At 66.9% G+C, this 14,093-nt stretch carries 12 protein-coding genes and 1 pseudogene; 9 read left to right on the plus strand and 4 right to left on the minus strand.

The features are described 5' to 3' along the window. Positions 1-118 precede the first annotated feature (118 nt). The 3 genes from kdpC to ACNFH5_RS12965 all read left to right on the plus strand — a co-directional run bounded on the left by kdpC (position 119) and on the right by ACNFH5_RS12965 (position 4,209). Complete coding sequence (kdpC, locus tag ACNFH5_RS12955) at positions 119-667, plus strand: potassium-transporting ATPase subunit KdpC (RefSeq protein ID WP_138525202.1); 549 nt, start codon at positions 119-121, stop codon at positions 665-667. A 151-nt stretch (positions 668-818) separates the two neighbouring features. Beyond that, on the plus strand, positions 819-3,476 hold the full coding sequence (locus tag ACNFH5_RS12960; protein ID WP_416746473.1) for a DUF4118 domain-containing protein: 2,658 nt from the start codon (positions 819-821) through the stop codon (positions 3,474-3,476). A gap of 40 nt (positions 3,477-3,516) precedes the next feature. After that, on the plus strand, positions 3,517-4,209 hold the full coding sequence (locus tag ACNFH5_RS12965; protein ID WP_192223781.1) for a response regulator: 693 nt from the start codon (positions 3,517-3,519) through the stop codon (positions 4,207-4,209). Positions 4,210-4,648: 439 nt separating this feature from the next. Here ACNFH5_RS12965 and ACNFH5_RS12970 read toward each other — a convergent pair whose 3' ends face one another. Then, positions 4,649-5,686, minus strand: coding sequence for a patatin-like phospholipase family protein (locus tag ACNFH5_RS12970; RefSeq protein ID WP_416746475.1), 1,038 nt, complete (start codon positions 5,684-5,686; stop codon positions 4,649-4,651). 107 nt (positions 5,687-5,793) lie between these two features. Between ACNFH5_RS12970 and selD the strand changes: the two genes are divergently transcribed. Beyond that, on the plus strand, positions 5,794-6,828 hold the full coding sequence (gene selD / locus ACNFH5_RS12975) for a selenide, water dikinase SelD (RefSeq protein ID WP_045208728.1): 1,035 nt from the start codon (positions 5,794-5,796) through the stop codon (positions 6,826-6,828). Beyond that, entirely contained in the window at positions 6,828-7,928 is a 1,101-nt protein-coding gene (gene mnmH, locus ACNFH5_RS12980; protein WP_416746477.1) for a tRNA 2-selenouridine(34) synthase MnmH, read from the plus strand. Before selD ends, mnmH begins: the two co-directional genes overlap by 1 nt. A gap of 176 nt (positions 7,929-8,104) precedes the next feature. On the opposite strand, the gene ACNFH5_RS12985 is transcribed toward mnmH, so the two are convergent. Beyond that, the gene (locus tag ACNFH5_RS12985) at positions 8,105-8,452 is read right to left on the minus strand and encodes a GFA family protein (RefSeq protein WP_416747296.1); all 348 of its coding nucleotides are present in this window, start codon (positions 8,450-8,452) and stop codon (positions 8,105-8,107) included. Between the two features lie 151 nt (positions 8,453-8,603). Between ACNFH5_RS12985 and ACNFH5_RS12990 the strand changes: the two genes are divergently transcribed. Both ACNFH5_RS12990 and ACNFH5_RS12995 read left to right on the plus strand, forming a co-directional pair. After that, positions 8,604-8,882: a hypothetical protein gene (locus tag ACNFH5_RS12990; protein ID WP_416746479.1), complete on the plus strand. Its 279-nt coding sequence runs from the start codon at positions 8,604-8,606 to the stop codon at positions 8,880-8,882. Positions 8,883-8,959: 77 nt separating this feature from the next. Then, positions 8,960-9,568, plus strand: coding sequence for a flavin reductase family protein (locus ACNFH5_RS12995; protein ID WP_416746481.1), 609 nt, complete (start codon positions 8,960-8,962; stop codon positions 9,566-9,568). A gap of 24 nt (positions 9,569-9,592) precedes the next feature. Here the strand turns inward: ACNFH5_RS12995 and ACNFH5_RS13000 are convergent, their stop codons facing one another. Beyond that, on the minus strand, positions 9,593-9,967 hold the full coding sequence (locus ACNFH5_RS13000; protein WP_416746483.1) for a hypothetical protein: 375 nt from the start codon (positions 9,965-9,967) through the stop codon (positions 9,593-9,595). A 1,255-nt stretch (positions 9,968-11,222) separates the two neighbouring features. On the opposite strand from ACNFH5_RS13000, the pseudogene ACNFH5_RS13005 reads away from it, so the two are divergent. Continuing rightward, positions 11,223-11,354 (plus strand): annotated as a pseudogene (locus tag ACNFH5_RS13005) (HAMP domain-containing protein); the annotation flags it as partial. Between the two features lie 153 nt (positions 11,355-11,507). Continuing rightward, entirely contained in the window at positions 11,508-12,212 is a 705-nt protein-coding gene (locus tag ACNFH5_RS13010) for a methyl-accepting chemotaxis protein (protein ID WP_416747298.1), read from the plus strand. Here the strand turns inward: ACNFH5_RS13010 and ACNFH5_RS13015 are convergent. Continuing rightward, entirely contained in the window at positions 12,180-13,919 is a 1,740-nt protein-coding gene (locus ACNFH5_RS13015; RefSeq protein ID WP_416746485.1) for a SulP family inorganic anion transporter, read from the minus strand. The two genes, ACNFH5_RS13010 and ACNFH5_RS13015, sit on opposite strands and share 33 nt — an antisense overlap. Positions 13,920-14,093 lie beyond the last annotated feature (174 nt).

Below are 14,093 nucleotides of genomic sequence, written 5' to 3' on the forward strand. Positions count from 1 at the left end.
GGGCTTTGTTGTGCTTCTGTGGGTGAGGGCCCCCACCCCCCCCCCCCGCCCGCGGGGGGGGGGGGGGGGGGGCGCCCCCCGCCAGCCCCGCCCCCGACCCAACAGAGGAACACGAAAAATGCTCAACCAACTCCGCCCCGCCATCGCCTCGCTGGTACTGCTCAGTGCCGTCACCGGCGTCGCTTACCCACTGGCCGTCACCGGCATCGCCCAGGTCGCGTTCCACGATCAGGCCAACGGCAGCCTGGTGCGTGATGACCAGGGCAACGTACGCGGCTCGGCCCTGATCGCGCAGAAGTTCGACGGCGCCCAGTGGTTCCATTCGCGCCCCTCCGCCGGCGACTTCGCCACCGTCTCCAGCAGCGCCAGCAACCTCGCGCCCGGCAACCCGGCGCTGGCCGAACGCATCGCCAAGGACGCCGCTGCCCAGCAGATCGGTGCGCAGCCGGTGCCGCTGGCGCTGGTCACTACCTCCGGCAGCGGCCTCGACCCGCAGCTGCCGCCCGCTGCCGCGCTGTACCAGGTGCCACGCATCGCCCTGGAGCGCGGCGTACCGGCCGCGAGCCTGGAGAAGCTGGTGGAGGCGAACACCGAGCGCCCGCTGATCGGCCCCGCCGTGGTCAACGTGCTGGCGCTGAACATGGCCCTGGCCAGCCTGCCTCGCTAGACTCCAGCGCCAGAGCCGTCCAGGTCGATGCACAAGGTCACCAACCTGTAGCGGACCGCTCCCTCTCCCCTCTGGGAGAGGGCTGGGGAGAGGGGAGGCTCTCCCTGGCAAAACATCAAGCGAGCGCCGAAAGCGCCCCGAGGATAGCGACATGACCGACCCCAACCGCGCCGACGCCCTGCTGGCCGACCTGCCTCCCATGGGCCGTGGCCGCCTCAAGGTATTCCTCGGCGCCGCGCCGGGCGTCGGCAAGACCTACGCCATGCTGCTGGCCGCCCAGAGTCAGCTGCGCCAGGGCGTGAAGCTGCGCGTCGGTGTCGTGGAAACCCACGGTCGTGCCGAGACCGAGGCATTGCTCGCCGGCCTGCCGCAACAGGCGCTCAAGCGCTCCGTCTACCGTGGCATCATCCTGGAGGAAATGGACCTCGATGGACTGCTCAGCGAGCCGCCGACGCTGGCGCTGGTGGACGAGCTGGCCCACAGCAACGCCCCCGGCAGCCGCCACGCCAAGCGCTGGCAGGACATTCAGGAACTGCTCTCCGCCGGCATCGACGTCTACACCACGGTCAACGTCCAGCACCTGGAAAGCCTTAACGATCACGTCCGCGATATCACCGGCGTGCAGGTTCGCGAAACCGTGCCCGACTGGGTGCTGCAGGAAGCCTACGAACTGCTGCTCATCGACCTGCCGCCGCGCGAGCTGCTGGAGCGCCTGCGCGAGGGCAAGGTCTACGTGCCCGAGCAGGCCCGCGCCGCCATCGACGCCTTTTTCAGCCAGACCAATCTCACCGCGCTGCGCGAGCTGGCCATGCAGACTGCCGCCGCGCGGGTCGATGCCGACCTTGCCCATCGCTACCGCCAGCAGGGCGGCGAGGCGCCCGCCGTGCGCGGGCGCTTGCTGGTCGGCGTGGACGGCGAACACAACGCCGAGCGCCTGGTGCGCCACGCTTGCCGCGTAGCCGAGCGCCGGCACCTGCCCTGGTCGCTGGTGCATGTGGATACCGGCGAGGCGCGCAGCGAAGAGTCGCGCATGCAACTGCAGAGTGCCCAGCAACTGGCGGAGCGCCTGGGCGGCGATGTTGTCGAACTGCGCGGTGGCGAAGTCGCACGAACCCTGGTCGAACACGCCAAGGAACGTCGCGCCACGCTGTTGCTGGTCGGCCGCTCACGACAACGCTGGTACCGCCAGCTGTTCGGCGGCGGGCTCGCCGCGCGCCTGCTGCGCCTGGGCGACGGGCTGGAAATCAGCGTGCTCGACAGCGAGGCCGATCTCACTCCGCCCAAGGTTCGCGCGCAAGCGCCCTGGCCCTGGGGCAATTACCTGCTCGCTGCGCTGGCCGCTGCCTGCGCCAGCGCACTGGCTTGGGGCGTGGCCAGCGTGCTGGAGCTGCCGAACATCTCCCTGGTCTTTCTCGCCGCGGTGCTGCTGGTGGCGGTGCGCAGCAGCCTGGGTCCGTCGCTGGCCTGTGCGGTGCTGTCGTTCCTGGCCTACGACTTCCTGTTCATACCGCCGCATTTCTCCTTTTCCATCCAGCGCGAAGAAGACGTCCTGACCCTGCTGTTCTTCCTGCTCATGGCCGGCCTCACTGGCAACCTCGCGGCTCGCCAGCGCCGGCAACTGCAAGCGCTGCGCGAGACGCAGGAAGAGACCAGCCAGATGCTCGAGCTGTCGCGCAAGCTGACCGCCGCCACTGACCGCCAGGCGGTGATGGCGGCCGCAGTGCAACAACTGGGCGGCTGGGAGGGGCTGGATATCTGCCTGCTCGGCCGGGTCAACGGCGAGTGGAAACTGGAGGGTGGCCTCAACCGCACGCTGGAAGACCAGGAACGCGCCGCCGCCGACTGGGCCTGGCAGCACGACCAGCCCGCGGGACTGGGCACTGGCACGTTGCCGGGTGGACGCTGGTGGTGGTGGCCGCTGTCCGGCGAGGACGGCCCGCTGGCACTGCTGGGCGTCAGCCCGCGCGATTCGCAAGCTTTGCCTGGGGCGCGCCGTCGTCTGCTGGCTGCTCTTGGTCAACCGTTGGCGCAAGCATTGGCCCGCGCGCGGTTGGCTGAGGACCTCGAAGCCGCGCGTCTGCACGGCGAAACCGAACAACTGCGCAGCGCGCTGCTGGCCTCGGTCAGCCACGACCTGCGTACGCCGCTCACCTCCATGCGTGGCGCCATCGATAGCCTGCTGGCGCTGGGCGATGCGATCCCACCGCCGGATCGCCGCGAGCTGCTGGAAAGCACCCGTGACGAGGCCGAGCGCCTGGACCGCTACATCCAGAACCTGCTGGACATGACCCGCCTCGGCCACGGTGGCCTGAAGCTGTCGCGCGACTGGGTGTCGCCCGGCGACATCGTCGGCAGTGCGCTCAACCGCCTGCGCGCCGTGGTCGCCCCCTATCGCGTGGAAACCCGCGTGCCGCCGGAGCTGCCGCTGCTCTATGTGCATGCCGCGCTGATCGAGCAGGCGCTGGTCAACGTGCTGGAAAACGCCGCGCGCTTCTCTCCGCCGCAAGGCCGCCTGCGGGTGGCGGTGGAGCAGGGCGAGGAGGAGTTGCGTTTCCTGGTCAGCGACGAAGGGCCGGGCATTCCGCCGGCCGAGCGCGAGAAGATCTTCGACATGTTCTACACCGCCGCGCGAGGCGACCGTGGCGGGCAGGGCACCGGGCTGGGCCTGGCGATCTGCCAGGGCATGGTTGGTGCCCATGGTGGGCGGATCACCGTCGAGGATGGCATCGACGGGCGCGGCACCACCCTCGTGTTGCACCTGCCGCTGCAACAACAGCCGGACCTGGAGCAGCTTGATGCTGCTGTCTGAAAGGCTCAAGCTGGACGCCCCCAGCCATCCCGGACTGCCGATGAACGCCAGCGCCGCCACCATCCTGGTCGTCGACGACGAACCGCAGATCCGCAAGTTCCTCCGCATCAGCCTGAGTGCCGGCGGCTACAAGGTGCTCGAAGCCGGCACCGGCGAAGAGGGCCTGGCCCAGGCAGCGCTGGGCCGCCCGGACCTGGTGGTGCTCGATCTCGGCCTGCCGGACAAGGACGGCCAGGATGTGCTGCGTGAGCTGCGCGAGTGGTCGCAGGTGCCGGTGCTGGTGCTCTCGGTGCGCGCCAGCGAAAGCGAGAAGGTGCTGGCGCTGGACAGCGGCGCCAACGACTACGTGACCAAACCCTTCGGCATCCAGGAGTTTCTCGCGCGCATCCGCGTGCTGTTGCGCCAGGGCGCGAGCGGCGAGACGCAGGAAGCAGTGGTTGCGGTGGGGCCGCTGAGTGTGGATTTCTCCTATCGTCGTGTACTGCTCGATGGCGAGGAAGTCTCGCTGACCCGCAAGGAGTACGCCGTACTGTCGACCCTGGCGCGCCACGTTGGCCGGGTGGTCACCCAGCAGCAACTACTCAAGGACATCTGGGGGCCGACGCATACCGAGGACACCCACTACCTGCGCGTAGTGGTTGGCCATCTGCGGCAGAAGCTCGCCGATGATCCGGCGACGCCGCGATTCATCGTCACCGAGGCTGGTGTCGGTTATCGCTTGCGCGAGGCCTGATCGCGCGACGTACGTTCCCGCGTAGGAGCGGACTCCGTCCGCGATGTGTGTGCCTCGCGCCTTTGTTTCCCGCGCCGCTCCGGAGCGCGCATTGGCTTCCTGTTTCGCCCCCTCGGGCGACCTCCTTTGGCAAACGACCCAAAGGAGGCAAAGGTCTTGCCCCAATCATCCGGTTTTTCGCTTGGGGCGAAAAATTCCCTCGTTGAATCGAAGTTTCAGGGGCACGCTGCGAAGGGCCGTCCCTGGCCCATCGCAGCTCTCGCGGCATCCATGCCGCTCAACCCCTGAAACTCCGCTTCAACGAGGCCTCCTGAACGGGGCGTTCGGCGTGCGCGGGTATTTCTCTGGAAATCTTCAAAAGCCAGAGCCAGAGCCGCGCGGGTTGGGTTTCTGTAGGAGCGAGCTTGCTCGCGAACCCGCACGGCACCGGATCAACTGGTCAGTAGGGATTCTCCGCCTCATACCGATCCAGCGTATCGCTGGCGATCTGCCGGCCGAGGGCGATGAGTTCCGGGGCCTTGTAGAACTCGAAGAAGCGGCAAACGCGCTTGGGCACGTTGATCAGGATGTCCGGTGGGTAGCCGGCGATCTTGTACTGCGCCAGCGACGTCTGCATCACCTCGAAGCTCTGGTTGACCAGTTCCAGCAAGGAGGCCGGGCTGCTGCTGTCGATCACGTGGCTGCCGGTGGCCGAGCGCGGTGACCCTTTGGCCTGCGGGGCGGCGGCGGGTTGCTGCATCTCCGGTTCTGCGGGCTCTTCCGAGGCGGCCGGCACCGGGTGGAGCAGGGCGTCGGCGATCAGTTCGGGTGGCGGCTCGACTTCGCCTCGGCGGAAGAAGCTCAGCTTGTTCGACAGCCCCGAAATCACCGAATCGAAGCGCCCCTTGAGCGCAGCGGGCCGCTCGATCACCGGCAGCGAGTACTGGCGCTGGTTGGTGGCGTTGAGGTTGACCGCGACGATCAGGTCGGCATGCGTCGAGACCACCGGGACGATGGGCAGCGGGTTGAGCAAACCGCCATCCACCAGCATGCGGGTGCCCTGCATCACCGGGGTGAACAGGCTGGGGATCGCCGCCGAGGCGCGCATCGCCTGGTGCAGGCAGCCTTCCTGGAACCAGATTTCCTGCTGGTTGGTCAGGTCGGTGGCGACCGCTGTGTAGGGAATCGGCAAGTCCTCGATGTTGATCTCGCCAAGCAGTTCGTGAATCTTGCCGAACACCCGCTCGCCGCGGATGGCGCCCAGGCGGAAGCTAACGTCCAGCAGGCGCAGCACGTCGAGGTAGTCCAGGCTTTCCACCCAGTCGCGGTACTCGCCCAGCTTGCCGGCGGCGTAGATGCCGCCGATCACCGCGCCCATGGAGCAGCCGGCGATGCACACCACCTCATAGCCGCGCCGTTCGATTTCCTCGATTACGCCAATGTGCGCATAACCTCGGGCTCCGCCGGAGCCAAGCACCAGCGCAATCTGTTTTGACATAGGGCAACTCCGCGTTACGAACTGCCCGACGATACGCCGGGGGTGACGGCCTCGCCAAGCCGGGCTTTGCTAGAATCGGCGTTTGATTTCCCTGCCGGAGCCTCCCGATGAGCGAACCGATCCGCCTGACCCAGTACAGCCATGGTGCCGGTTGCGGCTGCAAGATTTCCCCCAAGGTGCTGGAGGTGATCCTCGCCGGCAGCGGCGCGCAGAACCTCGACCCGAAGCTGTGGGTCGGCAACGCCTCGCGCGATGACGCGGCTGTCTACGAAATCGACGCCGAGCGCGGCGTGGTATCTACCACCGACTTCTTCATGCCGATCGTCGACGATCCTTTCGACTTCGGCCGTATCGCCGCCACCAACGCCATCAGTGACATCTACGCCATGGGCGGCGACCCGTTGATGGCCATCGCCATCCTGGGTTGGCCGGTGAATGTGCTGGCGCCGGAAATCGCCCGCGAAGTGATCGCCGGCGGCCGCAAGGTCTGCGACGAAGCTGGCATCCCGCTGGCCGGCGGGCACTCCATCGACGCGCCCGAGCCGATCTTCGGTCTGGCCGTCACCGGTCTGGTGGAGAAGCGCTTCATGAAGCGCAACGACACCGCCACCGCCGGCTGCAAGTTGTACCTGACCAAGCCGCTGGGCATCGGCATTCTCACCACCGCCGAGAAGAAGGCCAAGCTGCGTGCCGAGGACGTGGGCGTCGCCCGTGACTGGATGTGCACCCTGAACAAGCCCGGCGCGCGCTTCGGCAAGCTCGACGGCGTGAAGGCGATGACCGACGTCACCGGCTTCGGCCTGCTCGGCCACCTGGTGGAAATGGCTGACGGTAGCGGCCTGACTGCCCGCGTTCGCTACGACGCCGTGCCGCGCCTGGCCAGCGTCGAGTACTACCTGGAAGCCGGCTGCGTGCCCGGCGGCACCTTGCGCAATTTCGACAGCTACGGCGAGCGCATCGCGCCATTGCCGGAGCTGCACAAGCTGTTGCTGTGCGACCCGCAGACCAGCGGTGGCCTGCTGGTGGCGGTTGAGCCCGCGGGCGAGGCGCAGTTCCTCGCCACGGCCAAGGAGCTGGGCATGGACCTGGCGCCCATCGGCGAACTGGTTGGCCGACAGAGCCACGCGGTCGAGGTGGAGTGATGCGCGACAACACCCGCCACTACCGCGAGCTGTTCCTCGGTGATGTGAAGATGATGGACGTGCGCGCCCCGGTCGAGTTCGGCAAGGGCGCGTTCCCAAACGTGGTGAATCTGCCGCTGATGAACGACATCGAGCGGCAGAAGGTTGGCACCAGTTACAAGCAGCACGGCCAGCAGGCGGCCATCGCCCTGGGCCACGAACTGGTCTGCGGGCAGCTCAAGGCCGAGCGCATCGAGGCCTGGGCGAACTTCGCCGCGGCCAATCCCGAGGGCTACCTGTACTGCTTCCGTGGCGGTCTGCGTTCGCAGATCACCCAGCAATGGCTCAAGAGCGAGGCGGGCATCGAGTATCCGCGCGTGGTTGGCGGCTACAAGGCGATGCGTGGCTTCCTCTTCGACACCACCCGCGCCGCCGTCGAGGAATGCCAGTTCGTGCTGGTGGGCGGCCTGACCGGCACCGGCAAGACCGAGGTCATCGCCCAGCTGGCCAACAGCCTGGACCTGGAAGGCCACGCCAACCATCGCGGCTCCGCTTTTGGCCGTCGCGCCACGCCGCAGCCGGCGCAGATCGATTTCGAGAACCGCCTGGCCATCGACATCCTGAAAAAGCGTCATGCCGGCATGGAGCAGTTCGTGCTGGAGGACGAGGGGCGCATTGTCGGCAGCTGCTCGGTGCCGCTGGAGCTGTACCAGGGCATGCAGCACTACCCGCTGGTGTGGCTGGAGGACAGCTTCGAGCAGCGCGTGGAGCGCATCCTCAAGGACTACGTGGTGGACCTGTGTGCCGACCATGTGCAGGTGGTGGGCGAGGAGGGTGGTTTCGACTCCTTCGCGGCGTACCTGCGCAAGAGCCTGTCGGGCATCGTCAAGCGCCTGGGCGGCGAGCGTTACCAGCGCCTGGCGGCGATCATGGATGCGGCCCTGGAAGAGCAGAAGCACAGCGGCGCGGTGGACCTGCACCGGGGTTGGATCGAGGGGCTGCTGGGCGAGTACTACGACCCGATGTATGCCTTCCAGCGCGAGAGCAAGGGCGAGCGCGTGGAGTTCCGTGGGACGCAGGACGAGGTCGTGGAGTATCTGAGGTTCCGCGCGGAGCGTTAGCTCTTTTGTAGGAGCGAGCTTGCTCGCGAACAGATTTCCCAGCCAATCCCGTGCCTGGGCGGTTCGCGAGCAAGCTCGCTCCTACAAACAAAGCGCTCCGCGCTATTGGCACCTGGCTGCATCCGGCTTTTGCAGGTGCGGGCTCTGTCCGTGATCGCTTCAACGCCGCAGCGGAATCAGCGGCTCTTGCCGTCATACTCCTTCACCGTCAGCCCTGACAGCTCAACGCCGGGCAGGCAGCGCACGTTGATCGCCGCCATCGGCGTGCCGTCCGGCGCGCTGGCGTAGGCCAGCGGAGCACAACCGCAGGTGGGGCAGAAACGATGCTCGATGCGGTGGGTGTTGAACGTATAGGTGCTCATCGCACTCTCAGGAGTCGTCAGCTTCAGCTTGCCGCGCGGCACGAACCATAGCAGCGAACCCTTGCGCCGGCAGATCGAGCAGTTGCATGACACGACTTCACCGACATCCCCTTCCACTTCGAACGCGATCTGTCCGCAATGGCAACTACCCTGATGCACCATGATCCTTCTCCTGTCGGGATATCCCGTGGTCAAACAGTGTAGTAGTCGCTTGAATGCCATCCGTCCGATGGCATACTGCGGCGCCGTCCGGCAGGCCTCTGCGCCGCGTTCTAAGCTGGATTCACCCCCGAACACCTCCAGGAGTTTCGTCATGCCGCGCATTCCCCTGATCATCGCTCTGCTGCTGGCCGTCGCCGGCTGCTCGGGCAAGACCGTCAACCGCGACAGCTGCGCCAACGAACTGAACGCCGCCTGGCACGAACTGGACCTGGCCAAGGCCGAAGGTTTTGCCGGCACCGTCAGCTACTCGAAGGCCCTGGGCCTGCTGACCGCTGCCAAGACCCAGCAGCAGGTCGAGGCCTACACCGGCTGTTCCGACAAGGCCAGCCGCGCGCGCTTCTACATCAAGGAATCCCGCGCCGGCCGCTGAGCCATCGCGCAGGCGGGCCGCTAGCTGCGGCCCGCGCCTTGCCGCCGCATCACCCACCGTCTTGTCCGGATCTGCCCATGCAACTCGACTTCACTCAACTCTCCAAGGCCGAGTCCTACCGCTGGCTGGCCTCCACCGTCACGCCGCGGCCGATCGCCTGGGTGACCACGCTGTCCGCGGACGGCAAGAGCAACCTCGCGCCGTTCAGCTTCTTCCAGGTGATCAGCGATTCGCCGCCGACCCTGCTGGTCAACACCAGTGTGCGCGAAGACGGCAGCGTCAAGGACACCCTGCGCAACGTGCGCGAAACCGGCGAGCTGGTGATCCACCTGGTCAGCGCCGCCCAGGCCGAGGCCATGAACGCCACCGCTGCCTGGCTGCCCCACGGCGACAGCGAGATCGAGCACGCCGGCATCGCCACCCTGCCCAGTGAACGCGTGGCACCGCCCCGCGTCGTGGGTGCGCCGGTGGCCTTCGAATGCCAACTGGCGGAAATCATGCCTTACCCGGCGCAGAACCCCTCCAGCATGCTGATCTTCGCCCGCGTGCTACTGGCGCACATCGACGAGTCGGTGATGCAGGACGAGCGCCACGTCGACCCGGCGAAGCTGGATCTGGTGGGCCGCCTGGGCGGCACCCAGTACAGCTACACCCGCGACACCTTCAGCATGATTCGTCCCAGGTAAGCGCGAGTGCCTGGCGCCGTGGCGTCAGGCGAACTCCAGTTCCAGGCCGAGATGCCAGTGGATGCCGCCCATGTGCGCCACGTCCAGCCGCTCGCCGAGGGCGAAGAGTTCCGAGAGCAATTCGTCGCGGCGGCCGAGTTCCAGCGCGTTGTCGTGAATCAGGCAGACGATGCCATGCATCAGGCGCCAGCCGGCCTGGGCATCGAACCAGCAGTCCAGCCACTCGCCCTGGACTTCGTCGCAGGCCAGCGGGCAGACGAAGCGGCGGATCGGCAGCAGCCCGCGGGCCAGCAGCAACGGATCGAGGCGCCGCTGCTCGCGGTACAGCTCTGGCAGCTGGAGTTCGCGGGCGAATCCCGCCAGCGGGCGCTGCAGGACCAGTTGGTAGTAGGCGTTCATCCGAGCACCTGGAATGGAAGGTCAGAGATCGGAATCTGAACGGTCGGGTAGGTAGGTCGCTGTCGGCTCTATCTGTATCCGTTGTGGGAAAGTGCTGTTCAGTGTTCTGGATACGACCTCCACGTATCTCTGTGCAGCATCACCGTGCCATCACCGCCGCGCCCTCTATCCAGCCAATGGGCGGCGCTCCTAATGTTCCGCCCACAAGCACCGATAACGAGCAGGAGACCTTCGAGGATTTCCTGCAACGCCATTGCGGATGGGGGGAGTAGCCATGGTTGACTTCGTGCAGCGTCGTCTGGCCGACATGGGCACGGCGAAGAAACTGGCCATCGGTTTCGGCCTGGTGCTGCTGCTCACCGCCCTGGTGGCGGTGATCGGCGTGAGCTCGCTACGGACGATTTCCCAGCGCTTCGACCTGCTCGGCGACATGTCGACCATCAACCGCGAACTGCTGGAAATGCGCCAGAGCGAGAAGGACTTCGTGATCGACGCCAGCGACGCCTCCGCCAAGCGCCTGCGCGAGCACGCCGGCAACCTCGGCGAAGCGGTGGCACGGCTCAAGTCGCAGCCGGACCAGGCAGCGGCAATGACGCGTGTGGAGCAGGGCATCTCCGACTACCTCACCGCCTTCGCCAGTTTCGAGAAATCCAGCAGGAGCCGGCGCCTGTCGCTGGACGCCGCCACCTGGTCGGTGAACGGCGCGTCCAACAGCCTGGACATCCTGCAATCCAGCCTGGCCGACGACGGTGCCTACGAGCTCAAGGACTCCCAGGGTCAGAAGGGCGAGGAACTGTTGCAGCAGGCCGCGCAGGTCAGCCAGCTCTACCGTCTGGTGCTGCAGGGTCTGAACGAGGCCCGCTCGCGCCTGGAAGCCGGCAGCAAAGAGAACGCCGACGGTGAGAATAACGAGGGCGGGCGCATCAAGTCCGCCGCCGAAGCGCTGGCGCTGTCGGCCAAGCTGCAGGAAGCGATCACCGACCCAACCTACGTCTCGGTGCTCAAGGACGTCATCACCAACATCAACGCCTTCGTCGAGAAGCTCGACGAGTACACCGCCAGCCTTGAGCAGGAAAAGCAGGTTCACGCGCAGATGAATGAACGCGCGGCTCAGGTCATGCAGCAGGTCGACGACGCCTACGCCGCCCAGCACGCGGCCATGCAGACCCAGTTGCGCACCAACACGCTGCTGATCGTCGCATCGGCCGCCCTGGCGCTGCTGGTGGGCGCGCTGGCGTCGCTGCTGATCACCTGGATGATCGTGCGGCCGCTGCGCCAGGTGATCGGCATGGCCCGCCGCATCGCCGAGGGCGATTTGAGCGTGAGCGTCGAAGTACGGCGCAAGGACGAAGTCGGGCAATTGATGGGCGCGGTGGGCAGCATGGCTGACAGCCTGCGCGGCATTGTCAGCCGCCTGAGCGATGGCGTCGGGCAGATCACCGCCTCCGCTCAGGCGCTGTCCAGCGTTACCGAGCGCACCCAGCACGGCGTGAACTCACAGAAGGCCGAAACCGACCAGGTCGCCACGGCGATGAACCAGATGGCCGCCACTGTCCACGACGTGGCGCGCAATGCCGAGGAGGCAGCCCATTCCGCCGAACAGGCCGACGGCAAGGTCGCCAGCGGGCAGGACGTGGTGCGCCAGACCCTCGGTCGCATCGAACAACTGGCTGACGCGGTGCGTGCGGCCACCGACAGCATCGAACAGCTCGGCCGTGAGAGCCAGAGCATCGGCAGCGTGCTGGACGTGATCAAGAACGTCGCCGAGCAGACCAACCTGCTGGCGCTCAACGCCGCCATCGAGGCTGCGCGAGCAGGCGAGCAGGGCAGGGGCTTTGCCGTGGTGGCCGATGAAGTGCGGGCGCTGGCGCGACGCACCCAGCAGTCCACCGCCGAGATCGAGACGCTGATCGCTGCCCTGCGCAATGGCGCCACCACGTCCGTTCAGCGTATGCAGCGCAGCCACGCGCTGGTGGAGATGACCGTGGGTGACGCGGTGCAGACCGAGGCCGCGCTGGGCAACATCGCCTCGGCGGTGGCGGTGATCCACCAGATGAACCAGCAGATCGCCGCTGCCTCTGAACAGCAGAGCGCGGTGGCCGAGGAGATCAGCCGCAGCGTCACCAGCATCCGCGGCATCGCCGATGAATCGGCGCAGGCCATGGAGTCCACCGCATCGTCCAGCGTCGAGCTGGCCCAGCTCAGCCGCGAACTACAGGGGCTGGTCGGGCAGTTCCGCCTGTGATGCCCGGGCGCTCGCCGCCTGCTCGCGCTTGCGCTGCTGGTGCCAGCGCCGGTAGGCGGTGACGCCGGCCCGCACCGAGCTGAACACCAGCGGCGGCTTTACCTCGCCCAAAGCGCCGGAGCGCTTGAGCATCGCCAGCGTCTCGCCGGTGACCCGAGCCAGGGACAGGTGTACGCCCTGGGCGTCGAGGGTCTGCTGCACTTCGCGCAGGGAGGTCAGGCCGCTGATATCCAGGTTGAGAATCCCCTCGGCGTTGAGCAGCACGGCACGCGCATTCGGCGCCTGGGCAACCACCTCGAGGATGCGTTGCTTGAAGTAGTCGGCATTGAAGAACAGGATCGGCGCGTCGAAGCGGTAGATCACCAGCCCCGGCAAGGTGCGCGCGTTGGGGTACTGCTCGACCTCGACCTGGCCGTCGATGCCGTGCACCCAGCCCATCACTGCGTCGTGCGGGCGATAGGTAAGGTAGAGCAGGCGCAGCAGGGCGAGCATGATGGCGACGAAGATGCCCGGCAGCACGCCGACGCTGAGCACGCCGGCGGTGGTCAGCACGCACAGGCCGAACTCGAAACGGCTCAGCGCCCAGAAGCCGCGCAGCGCGCGGAAGTCGATCAGTCCCCAGCCGGCCATCAGCAGCACCGCGCCCAGCGCCGGCATCGGCACCCAGCCCAGCGGTTTGCTGAACAGCAGCAGGACCAGGCCGATCACCAGCGCGGCTACCACGCCGACCATCTGGCTCTTGCCGCCGACCATGTCGTTCACCGCGGTGCGCGAGTCGGCGCCGCTGATGACGAAGCCCTGGGAAATCCCCGCGCCGATGTTGGCCATGCCCAGCGCCATGAATTCGTGGTTGGCGTCGATGGCGTAGCCGTGTCGGGCGGCAAAGCTGCGCGCGGTGAGCATGGCGCTGCAGAAACTGACGATGGTGATGCCCATGGCATCGCGGAACAGGCTGCCCAGTTCCTCGACGCTGGTCTTGGGCCAGCTCAGGTGAGGCAGGCCCTGCGGTACTTCGCCAAGCAGCTTGATGCCGTACTGGTCCAGGCCGAACAGTGCGGCGACCAGCGAGGCGAACAGCACGCCGACCAGCGCACCGGGAATCTTCGGGTAGCGTCGCGGCAGCAGGATCATCAGCGCCAGCGTGCCGACGCCCAGTGCCAGCGTCGGCAGGTGCGTGTCGGCCAGGTTGCGCACCAGGGCGATCAGGCCTCGGACAAAGCCACTGGTTTCGCTGTGGTAGCCGAGGATCTTGCCGAGCTGCCCGGCGATCAGGCTCAGGCCGATGCCGTTCAGATAGCCCACCAGCGTCGGCCGTGAGAGGAAGCTGGCAACGAACCCGGCGCGGGCGAAGCCGGCGGCGATGGAGAGCGCGCCGACCATCACCGCGACGATCATCGACAACTGCAGCAACCGTTCCGGGTTGCCGGCCGCCAGCGGTGTGATGGCCGCCGCGACCATGGCGGCGGTGGCGGCATCCGGGCCGACCATCAATTGCCGCGAGCTGCCGACGATGGCGTAGATCAGCATCGGCAGGATGCAGGCGTAGAGCCCGACCTGCGGCGGGAATCCGATGATCTGCGAATAGGCGATGGCGGTGGGAATCTGCACCGCGGCCACCGACAGGCCGGCCTGGATATCGCGCGGCAGCCAGTCGGAACGGTAGTGCAGCAGGCTGTCCAGGCCGGGCAGCCAACGGGCGAGCAACATCGAGGGATCTTCCTTGGAATCGACCAAGGGAAATCCTAGCCGGAAAGGCTCAACAGAGCTTGTCGGAATTCATCGAGATAGAGCGCAGAAGTGGGGAGGGTGCCCTGTAGGAGCGAGCTTGCTCGCGAACGTTCCTCCCTGGGATACCAGGGCTGTGCGGGTTCGCGAGCAAGC

Source organism: Pseudomonas sp. NY15435, assembly GCF_048068295.1.
GTDB lineage: Bacteria > Pseudomonadota > Gammaproteobacteria > Pseudomonadales > Pseudomonadaceae > Pseudomonas.